The sequence below is a fragment of the Lysobacter brunescens genome, from assembly GCF_042677005.1.
GTDB classification, from domain to species: domain Bacteria; phylum Pseudomonadota; class Gammaproteobacteria; order Xanthomonadales; family Xanthomonadaceae; genus Lysobacter_I; species Lysobacter_I brunescens.
Map to the genome: position 1 here is coordinate 516,801 of NZ_JBHTIF010000001.1, position 14,322 is coordinate 531,122.

Below are 14,322 nucleotides of genomic sequence, written 5' to 3' on the forward strand. Positions count from 1 at the left end.
TCACGGCACCCCTTACGACAAACCGCGCCTTGTCATGCCATCTCCGCCATTTCGGACGCCATCCGGGAGAACACCACGTCGAGCAGGCGCTCGATCGTCGGCCCTTCGAACAGGTCGCGCAGGCTCACGTCCATGCCCAGGGCCTCGCGGGTCTCCAGCGCAAGCTTCGTCGCGAGCAGCGAGTGGCCGCCGAGCGTGAAGAAGTTGTCCTGCACGCCGACGCGCTCCAGGCCGAGCAGGCGCGCCCAGATCTCCGCCATGGCCTCTTCCACCGGCGTGCGCGGCGCGACGTAGGCGGCGCCCGCGTCGAAGTCGTCCGCGCCCGGCGCGGGCAACGCGGCGCGATCGAGCTTGCCGTTGGCGGTGAGCGGCCACGCCGCCACGGCCACGAACGCGGACGGCAGCATGTACTCGGGCAGGGCGCCCTGCAGCCCGCCGCGCAGCGCGTCGGCCGGTATTTCGATGCCATCGGCGGCCCGATAGTACGCCACCAGTTTCTGCGCCGGATCGCTGCCGTCGCGACGCGCGAGCACCACCGCGTCGAGCACGCCCGGCAGCGCGGCCAGGCGCGACTCGATCTCGCCCAGTTCGATGCGGTAGCCGCGGAACTTCACCTGGAAATCGTTGCGTCCCAGGTAATCCAGGCTGCCGTCCGCATGCATGCGTGCGAGGTCGCCGGAGCGGTAGAGGCGTCCGCCCGGTCGGAACGGATCGTCGATGAAGCGCTCGGCGGTCAAGGTCTCGCGTCCGAGGTAGCCGCGGCTCACGCCCGCGCCGCCGATGTACAGCTCGCCGGCAACGCCGAAGGCGCAGAGCTGGCGCTCAGGATCGAGCACGTACAGCGGCGTGTCGTCGTAGCCGACGCCGATCGAGTTCGGGCCGTCGCGATGGACGTCGGTCGGCACCATTTCGCGCCAGGTCGACACCACCGTGGTCTCGGTGATGCCGTAGAGCTGCACCAGACGCGTGCCCGCGTTGCGCGGATCGGCGAACCACGGCGCGAACATCGCGGCATCGAAGCTGTCGCCGCCGAACGGCAGCAGGCGCAGCGCGTGGCGCTCGCTGCTCGCGGCCTGCGCTTCGATCAGCGTGCGCAGGCCGCCGGGGGTCTGCGCGGCCACGGTCACGCCTTCGCGGCACAGCAGCGCATGCAAGTCGTCGGCCGACCGCGCCACGTCGCGCGGCACCACCACCAGCCGCGCGCCATGCCTCAGCGCGCTCCAGATTTCCCAGACGGAGTAGTCGAAGGAGAACGAATGGCTGGCGGTGATCGTGTCGTCGGCATGGAAGCCGCCCCACGATCCCTCGGTCGCGAACAGGCGATCGAGCTGACGATGCTCGACCATCACGCCCTTGGGCTGTCCGGTCGAGCCGGAGGTGTAGATGACATAGGCCAGGTGATCCGGGCGCAGACCGATTTCGGCACGGTCCGGATCCTGCGCGGACAGCTCGGCCCACTGCGATGCGTCCTCCTGCAGATCGACGATGCGCGGCCGCGACGCGGGGTCGACATCCGCCAGCGCCTGCGCCAGCAGCGCGCGTCCGGGCGCATCGGCCAGGACCACGGCAGGCCGTGCATCGGACAGCACGTATGCCAGGCGATCGACCGGATACGACAGGTCGAGCGGCAGGTAGCCGCCGCCGGCCTTGTGCACCGCAAGCATCGCCTCGATCGCGGCCACGCTGCGCTCGGTGCAGATCGCGACCCGCGCGTCCGGTGCGACGCCCTGCGCGCGCAGCCAGTGCGCGAGGCGATTGGCGCGTGCGTTGAGCGTGCCGTAGTCGAGCGACTCGCCATCGCAGCTCACGGCTAGTGCCTGAGGCGCGCGCGCCGCGTGGGCCTCGAACCGCGCGTGCACCGGCAGCAGATCGCCCGCTTGTGCATCCGCTGTTTCGCGCGCGGCATCGGCCAGCGCCAGGATGCGCGCGCGCGCCTGCGGATCGCAGGCCTCGAACCGTGCCAGGCGGCGGTCAGGGTCGGCGATGCAGGTGGCGAGCAGGTGCAGGTAGGTGCGGCAGATGCCCTCGATCGTCTCGCGGTCGTACAGGTCGGCCGCGTAGCTCCACAGCATGGTCACGCCATCGGGGTCGTGACGCGTGCGCGGGATCATGATCACGTCGAAATCGAACTTCGAGGTGCCGTTGCTGTAGGCCTCGTGGATGTCCAGCTCGAACTCCGGCCACTTCAGGCGCGGACCGACCGAGTTGTGCGAGCTGAAGGCGACCTGGAACAACGGGTTGCGGCCGGCGTCGCGCTCGGGCTGCACTTCGCGCACCACCCACTCGAACGGCGCTTCCTGGTGGTCGTAGGCTTCGGCCAGGTCGGCGGTGACGCGATCGAGCAGGCCGCGCGCGGTCAGGTCGCCCGACAGCGTGCAGCGCACCGGCACCATGTTCACGAACATGCCGACCAGGCCTTCGCTGCGCTGGGTGACGCGGTTGCCCACGGCCGAGCCGATCACGAAATCCTCGCAGCCGGCGTAACGCGAGATCGTCAGCTGGAACATCGCCTGCATCGTGGCGTAGAGCGTGAAGCCCTCGCGCTGGCAGAACGCGCGCAGCGCCGAGGCCAGCGCCTCGGGCAGCTCGATGCGCAACTGGCCACCGCGATAGCTCGGCACCGCCGGACGCGGGCGGTCGGTGATCATCGGCAGCTGCAGCGCGGCGCCGGCGAGCTTGTCCTTCCAGTAGCGGGCCTGGCGACGGAAGCGCGCAGCCGCGGCTTCGCTGCGCTGCCAGGTCGCGTAGTCGCCGAACTGGACGGCCATCGGCTCCAGCGGCGGCGCTTCGCCGCGACCCATCGCGTCGTAGATCGCCAGCAGCTCGCGCAGGATCAGGTTGATGCTCCAGCCATCGTGCACGTAGTGCTGCTCGACCTGGACCAGCAGGTATTCCTCCGGCGCCAGCCGCACCAGGGTGAACTTGGCCAGCGGCAGCTGCGCCAGGTCGAAACTGCGCAGCACCTGGCTGCGGACGAACGCGGTGGTCGTCTCCTCGTCCCACGGGGACGCCGCCTCCAGATACTCGAACATGCCCTCCGCGACCGGATGCACCTGCTGGTAGGGCTCGCCGTCCTCACCGGCATGGAAGGTGGTGCGCAGGATCTCGTGGCGCTGCGCCAGGTGTTCGATCGCGCGACCGAAACGCACCGGGTCGAAGCGACCGCGGATACGCACCACGTTCTGCGCGTTGTACGCGATCGACGTCGAGGTCAGCTGCTCCAGCAGCCACAGCCCGTACTGCTGGTACGACAGCGGTGGACGCGCCGGCAGACCCGCTTCGGGCCGCGTCCAGCGATCGAAGGAATCGTCCACGCCCGGGGCTTCGCCCGCATCCGCCGCCGAAGCCGCCGTGGCCTCGATCGCGCGCGCCATCTCGGCCAGCGACATCGGCTTGAACAGCGCATGGATCGGCAGCGACACGCCGAACACGGCGCGGATGCGCGAGGCCAGCTGGATCAGCCGCAGCGAATCGCCACCGATGCGCAGGAAGCGGTCGTCGCGGCCGATCCTCTCGCGCTTGAGCAGCTCCGCCCACAGCCCGGCCAAGGTCGTTTCGGTCGCACCTTCCGGCGCGAGATAGGCTTCCGACGGGTAGTCCTCCGCCGCAGGCGCGGGCAACGCGTCGCGGTCGAGCTTGCCGTTCACGGTCTGCGGCCAGTCGCGCACCGCCACGTAGGCCGAGGGCACCATGTACGCCGGCAGCACGCGCGTCAGCGCATCGCACAACGCCGACGCGGTCACGCCTTCGCCGGCCGGGCGATACCAGGCCACCAGCTGCTTTTCGCCCGAGGCATCCGGACGCGCGAGCACCACCGCCTCGGCCACCCCGGACTGCTCCGCCAGGACCGACTCGATCTCGCCCAGTTCGATGCGGAAGCCGCGCAGCTTCACCTGGAAATCGTTGCGGCCGAGGTACTCCAGCGTGCCGTCCGGCAGTGCGCGCGCCAGGTCGCCGCTGCGATACATCCGCGCGTCCATCCGCGCGCCCGACGCCGTCGAGAACGGATCGGGCACGAAGCGTTCACGGGTCAGTTCGGGGCGCCCGAGGTAGCCGCGCGTCACGCCCGCGCCGCCGATGAACAGTTCGCCGATCTCGCCGGGCGCCACCGGCTGCAGGTCCGCGCCGAGCAGATGAACCTGCATGCCCTCGATGGCGCGGCCGATCGGCACGTTGTCGAGCGGCATGCCGTCGATCGTCGGCAGGTCGTCCTGCGCCGCGCCGTCGCTGGTGTACGTCGTGCAGCCGACCACCGTCTCGGTCGGGCCGTATTCGTTGACGACGACCGCCTGCGGCAGCACGCACGCACGGAAGCGCGCCAGCGTGCGCCGCGTGAACTGCTCGCCGCCCACCACCACGCGATGCCGCGTCGGCGAAGGTGATGCGCCCTCAAGCGCGGACAAGGCATCCAGATGGGTCGGGGTCAGCTTGAACAGCCACGGCTCGGATCCCGCGCAATACGCCTGCAGTTGTTCCAGGCAGCGCTGCGGGTTCTCGTCCAGCAGCACGACCGTCTTGCCGGCCTGCCACGGCGCGAGCAGCGTCGTCACCGTGGCGTCGAAGCCCAGCGAGGTCGCCACCAGGCCGCCGCGCACGTCGTCGCGGAGGTAGTTCGGCACGGCATGGGCGAGGTAATGCAGGACGCCCGCGTGCGGAACCATCACGCCCTTGGGACGGCCGGTCGAACCGGAGGTGTAGATCACGTAGGCCAGGCGGTCGGCCGACAGCGTCGCGACCTCCGGGTCGTGCACGGGCTGTGTCGCCAGCACCGGATCGTCATCGAGCGCCAGGACCGGCGCATCGCAGGGCGGCAGCAGGTCGCGCAGGCGCGTCTCGGTCAGCAGCGCGCGCGGCTGGCTGTCCTGCAGCATGTAGGCGAGGCGCTCCGTCGGATGCGCCGGGTCCAGCGGTACGTAAGCGCCACCGGCCTTGAGCACCCCCAGCACCGCGACCGCCATTCCCGGTCCGCGCGGCATGCACAGCGCGACCCGGTCGTCCGGGCCCACCCCCAGCGCGATCAAACGGTGCGCCAGCTGGTTCGCCAGTCGGTTGAGCGTGGCGTAATCCATCCGCACATCCCCGTGCACCAGCGCCAGTGCCTGCGGCCGTTCCGCGGCATGGCGTTCGAACGCCCGGTGCGCTGCTCCGGCGGCACGCGCCGCTCCCCTGTCTTCGCCGATCAACTGCATCCTGCTCCACTCCTGTTCGATATGTGCCACGGGCACCTTCGGGTCGCCCGCTCCCTTCCCCGTCGATCGCCGATCAGGCGAGCGACCTCGCGCGTCCTCCCCGGACACGCGTCCACGCCACGAGTCGCGACGCGGTCAATGCCGCGCGTCGCGCCTTCGCGTTGTTCCGATGTCCTGGATACCGATTGGCATCACGGGCCAGCGACGGGATAAGCCCGTCCCCTGCGACCGTCCTCGCGACGGTCGATCCCTGCCCCCTCTTCCGGCAACTCTGGCCACAGCACGTCTCCTTGCTTCGGCGGGACTCCGTCCCGACGGCCTTCGAGCATGACTCGCGTCGTCGTCATTCTGTGATCGATGGCAGCGCAAATACTGGCACAACTGTCGCGACAAGGAATCCCCCAACGACGACGGGCCGGCATGGCCGGCCCGTCTCGGGGAAGATGGCGGATGAAACCGTGATGGATTACCAGCGACCCGGGGGATCTGCTGCGAAACCGCCCGGGAAGGCCTGCGGACCGGCCGGCCGGCGGCGGCGATCCCACTCGTACGGGCGCGGCATCACCCCCATTGCCACCAGATTCGGCACATCGTCGTAGCGGATCTGGGCGACCTGGGTGGGCGTGCGGCTGGCGCGGACGAATTCGGTACGGTTCACCGGCGACCACTCGCGGTCGCCGTGGCCGGTGCCGATGCCCTGGCCGACGCCGCCGTAGGCATCGGCCGAGGAGGCTTCGCGGGCGCCGCGTGCCGCCGGAGCTGCCGGGGCCGCCTTCTCGGCGCGCCCGGCCTGGTCCCGACGGCTGCGATCGTAATCGTCCTGTTCGCGGGCGATCGGTGCCGGTTCGTAGTACGGGCGCGGGTAGCTGCGCTCGCGGAAGACGGCCACACCGATCACGCCGACATTGTCCGGACGACCGGTCCGGGCGGCATAGCTGTCGGGCAGGTCGGTGAAGTAGAACTGGGCCACGTCCTGCAGCGACTTGCGCCAGCCGGCGATCTCGGTGCTCTGCCAGGGGCCGAGCACGTAGCCAGCCTGGCCGGTGCCGGCGGTTTCGCCGCTGATCGCGTTCACGCCGTCGACCGACAGGACCACGAGCACGCGCTCGCCGGTGGTGTTGGTCAGGCGCACGCTGTAGCGGTGTCCGGGGACGCCGGGCACCCAGGTCTGGCTGCGGTGGCGGTACTCGGGCAGCCACTGCCCGGTGTCGCGGTCGATGAGGTCGATGTCCACCAGCGACTGCGCGCGCGAGGTGCCGCAGGCGGTGGTGGCGAGGAGCGCGGTGAGCAGAACGGCGGTGGCGCGCAGCATGGGAGGACTCCGGCGGTGGGTGGGTGTCCGGTTCGGACACTGTCATTCAACGCCCGCCTGGATGGATGGGGTTTGACCGGGCCCCGGACCGCAGGCGGCGATGTTCAGCCACGGGTAAACTGCCCGGCCTGCTTCCGCTTCCCCCGTGCTGGCCCATGACCGTCACCCGCATCCTCACCGGCATCACCACCTCCGGCACCCCGCACCTGGGCAACTACGTCGGCGCGATCCGTCCCGCCGTCGAAGCCAGCCGCACGCCCGGCACGCAGAATTTCTACTTCCTCGCCGACCTGCATGCGCTGATCAAGGTGCAGGACCCGGCCAAGGTGCAGCGCTCGACCCTGGAGATCGCCGCGAGCTGGCTGGCCTGCGGCCTGCAGCCGGACAACGACCGGGTGTGGTTCTATCGGCAGAGCGACATCCACGAGATCCCGGAGCTGACCTGGTTCCTCACCTGCGTCGCCAGCAAGGGCCTGCTCAACCGCGCCCACGCCTACAAGGCCGCCGTGGACCGCAACCGCGCCGAGGGCCTCGAAGAGCAGGAAGACCACGGCATCACCGCCGGCCTGTTCATGTACCCGGTGCTGATGGCCGCGGACATCATGATCTTCAACGCGCACAAGGTGCCGGTGGGCCGCGACCAGATCCAGCACATCGAGATGGCGCGCGACTTCGCGCAGCGCTTCAACCATCTGTATGGCGAACCGGTGGGTAAACAGTATTTCGTGCTGCCCGAGGCGATGATCGAGGAACACGTCGCCACCCTGCCCGGCCTCGACGGCCGCAAGATGTCGAAGAGCTACGACAACACCATCCCGCTGTTCGCGCCGCGCGAGCAGCTGAAGAAGCTGATCTTCTCGATCGTCACCGACTCGCGCATGCCCGGCGAAGCCAAGGACACCGAGGGCTCGGCGCTGTTCCAGCTCTACCAGGCCTTCGCCAACGCCGAGGAAACCGACGCGATGCGCGCAGCCTTCGCCGACGGCATTGGCTGGGGCGATGCGAAGCAGAAGCTGTTCGATCGCGTCGACGCCGAGATCGCGCCATTGCGTGATCGCTACGAAACGCTGATGGCGAAGCCGGCGCTGATCGAACAGCAGCTGCTCGACGGCGCACGCACCGCGCGCGAACGTCTCGGCACGCCGTTCATGCGCCAGCTGCGCGAAGCCGTGGGCCTGCGCGACCTGTCGAAGATGCCGGCCGAGGTCGCCGCCGAATCGCACAAGGCCGCCGCGACGCCGCAGATCAAGCAGTACCGCGAGAAGGACGGCAAGTTCCATTTCAAGCTCGCCGACGGCGACGACGTGCTGCTGCAGAGCATCGGCTTCGACAATCCCAAGGACGCCGGCGCCTGGGTCGCGCGCTTCAAGCGCGAAGGCGCCGCTGCGCTGGCCGAAGCGAACGCCGTGCTCGAACCCGGCGCCGATGCCGCGCGCGCCAGTGAAGCGCTCGACGCGCTGAAGCGCGCCGAGGACGCACGCGAACAGGCGAAGGCCGGCTGAGGTCGCACGACATGAACGCCTTCGCCGAACTCAACCTTGCCCTGATCCTGTTCCTGCCGTGGTTCCTGATCCTCGGCGTGCTGTACTGGGTCTATCCGCGCCAGCCGCGCCACGTCGCGCGCGTGCTGTTCGACCTCGCCGCACTGGTGCTGTCGACCGCCGCGTTCCTGTGGAGCATCCACTGGTCGCAGGACATCGCCGATCGCTCGTACGGCCGCATGTGGCCGCAGGTGCTCGCCACCTCGCTGGGCTACGGCGTGTTCCTCGCCGCGATGACCACCGCGTTCTTCGTCCGCCGTGCGTGGCTGCGGCGACGCACCGACCGCTGATCCCGCCTCACCACGCATTCGGCGCGGCGCCACGCTCCGGGTGCTTCATCTGTACCACGCAGAAGCGCTGGCCGGTGGGCGCTTCCATCACCACCCAAGTGTGGACGACGCGGATGCGTTTCGCGCCGAGGGCTTCGAGGCGATGCACCTCGGCTTCGATGTCGTCGGTTTCGATGTCCAGGTGCACGCGCGACGGGTGCGAGACCGCCTGCACTTCGACGTGCAGCCCGCCGGGAGCGTCGTCGAGCTTGGCGTAGGTCGCGGATTCCTCCGGCGACAGTTCGCCGACCGGCAGGCCGAGCGCGTCGCTCCAGAAGCGTGCGGCGGCGTCGAGGTCGTCGGTCTGGCAGTCGATGATGAAACCGGCGAGGCGGCTGCGATGGGCCATGGCGGACCTCCGTGACGGGAATGCCCGCAGCTTACCCCCGGTGGGACCCACCGGTGTCAGCAGTCGATGCCGCCGGAATCGCTCTTCAGCGCACGCGCCTGCGACGCGGCGGCTCCTGGCCCTTCTCCTGCCGTGCCGGGTCGCCTTCCTGCAACAGGCGCAGGCGTTCGCGCTGCTGCTCGCGTTCGTGCTCGATCTCTTCCAGCTCGCGCAGGTGCAGGACCTGCGTCAGCAGGTCGCGATAGAACGGGTGCAGGCCGGCGCGGCCCAGCGCTTCACGGAGCATCGCCTCATCCGCGTCGCGGGTGAAGGCGGCGACGCGCTCGAACTGCGTCTGCTCTGGCGCGTCCGGCGCGACGATCAGCGCGAGGAATTCACCGGGGTCCATGGTCGTCGCCTCGTCGTGCGTCGCGCCGGTGGGTCAGATCACGCTCAGACCGAGTCCCACCACATCAGGAATTCGTGCCACAGGCGCTTGAAGAAACCGGCCTCGGGCACGCCTTCGACAGCGACCAGCGGCGCCTGCACGACGACCTGGCCGTCGAGCATCACGCGCACGGTGCCGATCACGGCGCCGGCCTTGATCGGCGCTTCCAGCACCTTCGGCACGTCCATCTGCGGCTTGAGGTCGGCATAGCGGCCGCGCGGGGTGCTGACCAGCAGCGGCACGGCGACGCCGAGCTTCACTTCGTCGGTCTTGCCCTTCCAGACCTTGTGCGTCGCGATGGCGGTGTCGGCCTGGTAGAGACGGTGGGTTTCGTGGAAGCGGAAACCCCAGTTGAGCAGCGCCAGCGAATCGACCGCGCGTTCTTCTTCGCTGGCCGCGCCCATGACCACGGCGATCAGGCGCTGGTCGCCGCGCTTGGCCGAGGACAGCAGGCAATAGCCGGCGCCGGAGTGGTGGCCGGTCTTCATGCCGTCGACGGTCTCGTCGCGCCACAGCAGCAGGTTGCGGTTGCGCTGGGTGATCGGGCCGACGGTGAATTCGCGGATCTTGTTGTACGCGTACTCTTCCGGGTAGTCGCGGATCAGCGCGCGGCCGAGCAGCGCGAGATCGCGCGCGGTGGAATAGTGGTTCGGCGCGGACAGGCCGGTGGCGTTGGCGAAGCGGGTGTTCTTCAGGCCGATGCGCGCGGCGTACTGGTTCATCAGGTCGGCGAAGGCGGCCTCGCTGCCGGCGGTGTGCTCGGCCAGGGCGATCGCAGCGTCGTTGCCGGACTGGATGGCCATGCCCTTGACCATCTCGGTCAGCGGCGCGGACTTGTTGACCTCGAAGCCGCTGTAGCTGCCGTCGGTGCCGGCGCCGCCGGTGCGCCAGGCGTTCTCGGTCATGGTGACGCTGTCGCTGGCCTTGATCCGGCCGGCGGCCAGTTCGGCGCCGAGCACGTAGGAGGTCATGACCTTGGTGATGCTCGCCGGTTCGAGGCGCGTGTCGATGTTCTCGCCGGCGAGGATCTTGCCGGTGGCGTCGTCCATCAGCAGCCAAGCCTTGGCGCTGACCGGCTTGGGTGCCGGCGGTGCGGCCAGCGGCGGCGGCGCGAGGGCGGGCTTCGGGGACGTGGCCTGCGGGGCCGGCGCGGTCTGGGCGAGGACGGTGCCGACGAGCAGCGTGGCGCAGAGGCCGGCGATCAGGAGTTTCGCCTGTCTGCGCATCGCAAGCGGGTGTTTCATCGATTTGTTACTCCAGCGGAACGGCGCGGGGCCGTTCGATCATCAAGGTCGGACAAGCATTCTGTCGGATCGCACGGTGAAAATCAGCGCGATGCGGCCAGCCGGTATCAATCGTGCGTCGCATCCGCCGGCACGACGTGCACGGCATCGAAGCCGAGATCGGCCGCGCGCGCGGAAAGTTCCGCGACGCGCGCCTTCGGCACGGGGCCGACGCGCAGGCGCCAGACCGGCTGGCCGTTGGCCTGGCCCTGGTCGATGCGCAGCGACTCGACGCCGGCGTCGCGCAGCCGTCCATGCGCGCGCTCGGCGTTGTCGCGCGCCGAGAACGAAGCCAGCTGCAGCAGCACGCCGTCGGCGCCGACGGCCGGCGCAGTGGCGGCGAGCACGGGTGCGGCCGATGCGACGACCACCGGTTCGGCCTTGGCGAGCGGGCCGCCACCGACCGGGCGCGACGCGACGGCGACGCGCGTATCAACCTCCGCAGGCGCCGCGGAAGCCGATGCCACCGAGGCCGAGGTGCCGGATGCGAAGCGGATGCCCTTCTCCTGCATCCAGCGCTCGAATTCCTCGGCGCGCACCGAGGTATCCGGCACGGCCGACGGCGACGCCTTGGCCTCGTCGCGCTCCTGTCCGGCATCGCGGCCGGCCAGTTCGCGGCCGTCGCTGCCGTCGGGCAGGAGCGCGCGCACTTCCACCCGCGCGGTGCCCTGCTTGACGAAGCCCAGCTTCACGGCGGCGGCATAGCTCAGGTCGATCACGCGCCCGGCATGGAACGGGCCGCGGTCGTTGACGCGCACCACCACCGACTTGCCGTTGTCGAGATTGGTCACCCGCACGTAGCTGGGCAACGGCAGCGTCTTGTGCGCGGCGGTGAATGCGTACATGTCGTAGACCTCCTGGTTGGAGGTGCGGCGACCGTGGAACTTGTTGCCGTAGTACGAGGCGTGGCCTTCCTCGACGTAGCCATGCGCCGAGTCGCGCACGCGGTAGGTCTTGCCGAGCACCGAATAGGTGCGGTTGCCGAAACGGGAGGGCGGCTCGCGCTTCACCTCGGGCTCGGGGATGGCGTCGACGTCGGGCACGTAGTCGGGAACGCTGTCCTTGATGTGCGGCGCGTACAGGCCACCGGCGACGTAATCGCCGCGCTTGGACGGATCTTCCTGCGCCGGGGCGTAGGGCGAACGCTTGGGCCCGTGCGCGGGACGTTCCGGCGCCGAGGCGTGCGGACGCGGAGACGTCTCGGCGGGAGGAGGCGCGGACTTCTTCGGCGCGGTACTGCAGGCGGCGAGGGCGAGCATCAGCCCGGTGACCGTCAGGAGGCGCGCGGCACTCATGGGGCGGCGCCCTGGCCTGTTCCGGCATCCGTGCCGGCGGGAGCAGCGATGGCGGCGCCATCCACGCCGGCGCGGATCGCCTGGGCGAGCTGGTGCACGGCCAGGGCGTACATCGGCGAGCGGTTGTAGCGGGTGATGACGTAGAAGTTGCGGTAGCCGAGCCAGTATTCGCGACCGGCCTCGCCGTCGAAATTCACCACCGTGGCGCCTTCGGCGACCGGTTCGCCGCTGCGCGGGCGATAGCCGCGTTCGGCCAGCGACGGCAGCGGATGCACCGGGTCGACGGTTTCCGGCACGAACTCGGCCTTGGACGGGTCGAGATCGGCGCGGGCCACCACCGGGCCGCCGCGCTGCCAGCCGTGGATGACGAAGTAGTTGGCGATCGAGGCGAACACGTCCGGCTTGTGGGTCAGCAGGTCGCGCCGGCCGTCGGCATCGCCGTCCTTCGCCCACAGGCGGTAGCTCGACGGCATGAACTGGCCCATGCCCATCGCGCCGGCGTAGCTGCCTTTCAGGCCGACGATGTCCAGCTGCGGTTCGGCTTTCACCAGCGCGAACAGCTGCGCCAGCTCGCCGGCGAAGAAAGGCGCGCGCTTGGGATGGTCGAAGGCCAGCGTGTACAGCGCGTCGATGACGCGGAAACTGCCGGTGATCCGGCCGTAGCTGGTCTCCACGCCGATGATCGCGACGATGTACTCGGCCGGCACGCCGGTCTCGGCGGAGACGCGGTCGAGCGCCTCGCGGTTGGCCAGGTAGAAGTCGCGCCCGCCATTGATGCGGGCCGGGGTCATGAAGATGAGGCGATAGTCGCGCCAGGGTTTCACCGCCTCGGCCGGGCGGGTGATGGCGTCGATGATGCTCTGCTTGTATTCGGCCTGCGCCAGCACGTCGCGGACCTGCTGCGGCGCAACGCCGTAGGTACGCGCGGTGTAGTCGACGAAGGCGGCGATGCGCTGTTCGCGCGGGATGGCCGGGTCGGTGACCTCGGGCGGCGCCACCGGGCGCTCCGGCGGCTGCGGGACCTTGGGCAGCAGGGGCGACACCACGACCGGGGCCGGTTCGGGCGCGACCACCGTGGCGGCGGGCTTGGGCGGGGGCGTCTGGGTCGCGCAGCCGGCGAGCGAGGCTGCCAGCGTCGACGCCAGCACGGTCGTCACGAGACGGGGCATGGCACTACGAATCAATGGGTTACGCCTCATCCGGCGGGTCAACGCCGAGAGGGTAGCACGGGCGCACGGACACGCCGATGGGCCGGCGACCGCCGGGCGGAGCGGATTCAGCCTCGACCAGGCCGGGTCACGGCCGCGCGCGAGGCCGGACGAGCGACGCCGCGCCGCACCTGCGACGGCTATCCTGTGCGGCCACTCCGCCCACCCGCACCGATGCCGAACGCCATCCCCACCACCGAGCTGTACCTGATCGCGATGGCGATCATCTTCTGCGTGCCCTACCTGATCTGGCGCCTGGGCCGCACCGACTACTTCGCGCCGCTGGTGGTGGTGCAGATCGTCACCGGCATCCTGCTCGGCCCCGGCGTGCTGGGCGCGATCTTTCCCGACTACTACCAGTTCGTCTTCACCAAGGACGTGATCCAGTCGCTCAACGGCCTGGCCTGGTGGGCGGTGATGCTGTTCGTGTGGCTGGCCGGCATCGAGCTGGACCTGGGCGAAGCCTGGAAGCAGCGCCGCGAGAGCGCGGTCACCGCCGGCATGGCCCTGGGCATGCCGCTGGTGTTCGGCAGCCTCGCCGCGCTGGCCTTGATCCAGTTCCCGGGCTGGATCGGCGAGAAGGCGCAGTCCTGGCAGTTCGTGCTCGGCATCGGCATGGCCGCCGCGGTGACCGCGCTGCCGATCCTCGTGCTCCTGATGGAGAAGATGGACATCCTGCGCACGCCGCTGGGGCAGCGCATCCTGCGCTACGCCAGCCTGGACGACATCGCGATCTGGGCGGTGCTGGCGGTCGTGGTGATGGACTGGGCACGCCTCGAACGCCAGGCGATCTTCATCGCCGCCTTCGTGCCGGCCTGCTTCCTCTTCCGCCGCTTCATGACTCGCCTGCCGGAACGCGACCGCTGGTACATCGCGCTGATCTGGCTGGCGGTGGTGTCCTTCGGCGCCGACTGGTGCGGCCTGCATTACATGGTCGGCGCGTTTCTCGCGGGCGTGGTCATGGACCACCACTGGTTCGACCGCGACAAGCTCGACACCCTGCGCCACAACGTGCTGCTGGTGATGATGCCGGTGTTCTTCCTCAGCACCGGCCTGCGCACCAGCTGGGAAGTGGGCGGCGCCGTCGTGTTCCTGGCCGCCGGGTTCCTGCTCGCGATGCAGATCCTGGGCAAGCAGGCCGGCGTGCACCTCGCCGGCCGCCTGCTGGGCTGGAAACGCGGCGAAGCCTCGGTGATCGGCTGGCTGCTGCAGACCAAGGCGCTGATCGAGATCATCTTCGCCACGGTGCTGCTGGACAAGGGCATCATCACCAGCGCGACATTCACCGCCTTGCTGCTGATGGCGCTGGCCAGCACGATGCTGACCGTGCCGATCGTGACGCCCAAACTGCAACGGATGCGCGAGCTGATCTCGCGCGATGCATGAGCC

At 69.8% G+C, this 14,322-nt stretch carries 10 protein-coding genes; 3 read left to right on the forward strand and 7 right to left on the reverse strand.

From position 1 onward, the window contains the following. Positions 1–32: 32 nt before the first annotated feature. Together ACFQ0E_RS02225 and ACFQ0E_RS02230 are read right to left on the reverse strand one after the other, a co-directional pair. Positions 33–5,219, reverse strand: a complete 5,187-nt coding sequence (locus tag ACFQ0E_RS02225) for an amino acid adenylation domain-containing protein (protein WP_386822069.1) — start codon at positions 5,217–5,219, stop codon at positions 33–35. Positions 5,220–5,655: 436 nt separating this feature from the next. Further along, positions 5,656–6,501 carry a hypothetical protein gene (locus ACFQ0E_RS02230; protein WP_386822070.1) on the reverse strand — a complete coding sequence of 282 codons (846 nt, stop codon included), beginning with the start codon at positions 6,499–6,501 and terminating at the stop codon, positions 5,656–5,658. A 155-nt stretch (positions 6,502–6,656) separates the two neighbouring features. Between ACFQ0E_RS02230 and ACFQ0E_RS02235 the strand changes: the two genes are divergently transcribed. Continuing rightward, positions 6,657–8,003: a tryptophan--tRNA ligase gene (locus ACFQ0E_RS02235; protein WP_386822071.1), complete on the forward strand. Its 1,347-nt coding sequence runs from the start codon at positions 6,657–6,659 to the stop codon at positions 8,001–8,003. An 11-nt stretch (positions 8,004–8,014) separates the two neighbouring features. Continuing rightward, positions 8,015–8,332 (forward strand): hypothetical protein, encoded by a 318-nt coding sequence (locus ACFQ0E_RS02240; protein ID WP_386822072.1) that lies wholly within the window; start codon positions 8,015–8,017, stop codon positions 8,330–8,332. 7 nt (positions 8,333–8,339) lie between these two features. Here ACFQ0E_RS02240 and ACFQ0E_RS02245 read toward each other — a convergent pair whose 3' ends face one another. The 5 genes from ACFQ0E_RS02245 to mltB form a co-directional block, all read right to left on the reverse strand. After that, positions 8,340–8,720, reverse strand: coding sequence for a VOC family protein (locus tag ACFQ0E_RS02245; RefSeq protein WP_386822073.1), 381 nt, complete (start codon positions 8,718–8,720; stop codon positions 8,340–8,342). 85 nt (positions 8,721–8,805) lie between these two features. Beyond that, the gene (locus ACFQ0E_RS02250) at positions 8,806–9,108 is read right to left on the reverse strand and encodes a hypothetical protein (RefSeq protein WP_386822074.1); all 303 of its coding nucleotides are present in this window, start codon (positions 9,106–9,108) and stop codon (positions 8,806–8,808) included. A 44-nt stretch (positions 9,109–9,152) separates the two neighbouring features. After that, positions 9,153–10,373, reverse strand: coding sequence for a D-alanyl-D-alanine carboxypeptidase family protein (locus ACFQ0E_RS02255; RefSeq protein ID WP_386824003.1), 1,221 nt, complete (start codon positions 10,371–10,373; stop codon positions 9,153–9,155). Positions 10,374–10,498: 125 nt separating this feature from the next. Next, positions 10,499–11,725, reverse strand: coding sequence for a septal ring lytic transglycosylase RlpA family protein (locus ACFQ0E_RS02260; protein WP_386822075.1), 1,227 nt, complete (start codon positions 11,723–11,725; stop codon positions 10,499–10,501). Beyond that, on the reverse strand, positions 11,722–12,894 hold the full coding sequence (mltB, locus tag ACFQ0E_RS02265; protein ID WP_386822076.1) for a lytic murein transglycosylase B: 1,173 nt from the start codon (positions 12,892–12,894) through the stop codon (positions 11,722–11,724). The genes ACFQ0E_RS02260 and mltB overlap by 4 nt, the downstream gene beginning before the upstream one ends. A gap of 213 nt (positions 12,895–13,107) precedes the next feature. Here mltB and ACFQ0E_RS02270 point away from each other — a divergent pair, with 213 nt between their 5' ends. Then, entirely contained in the window at positions 13,108–14,319 is a 1,212-nt protein-coding gene (locus ACFQ0E_RS02270; protein WP_386822077.1) for a cation:proton antiporter, read from the forward strand. Positions 14,320–14,322: the final 3 nt, after the last annotated feature.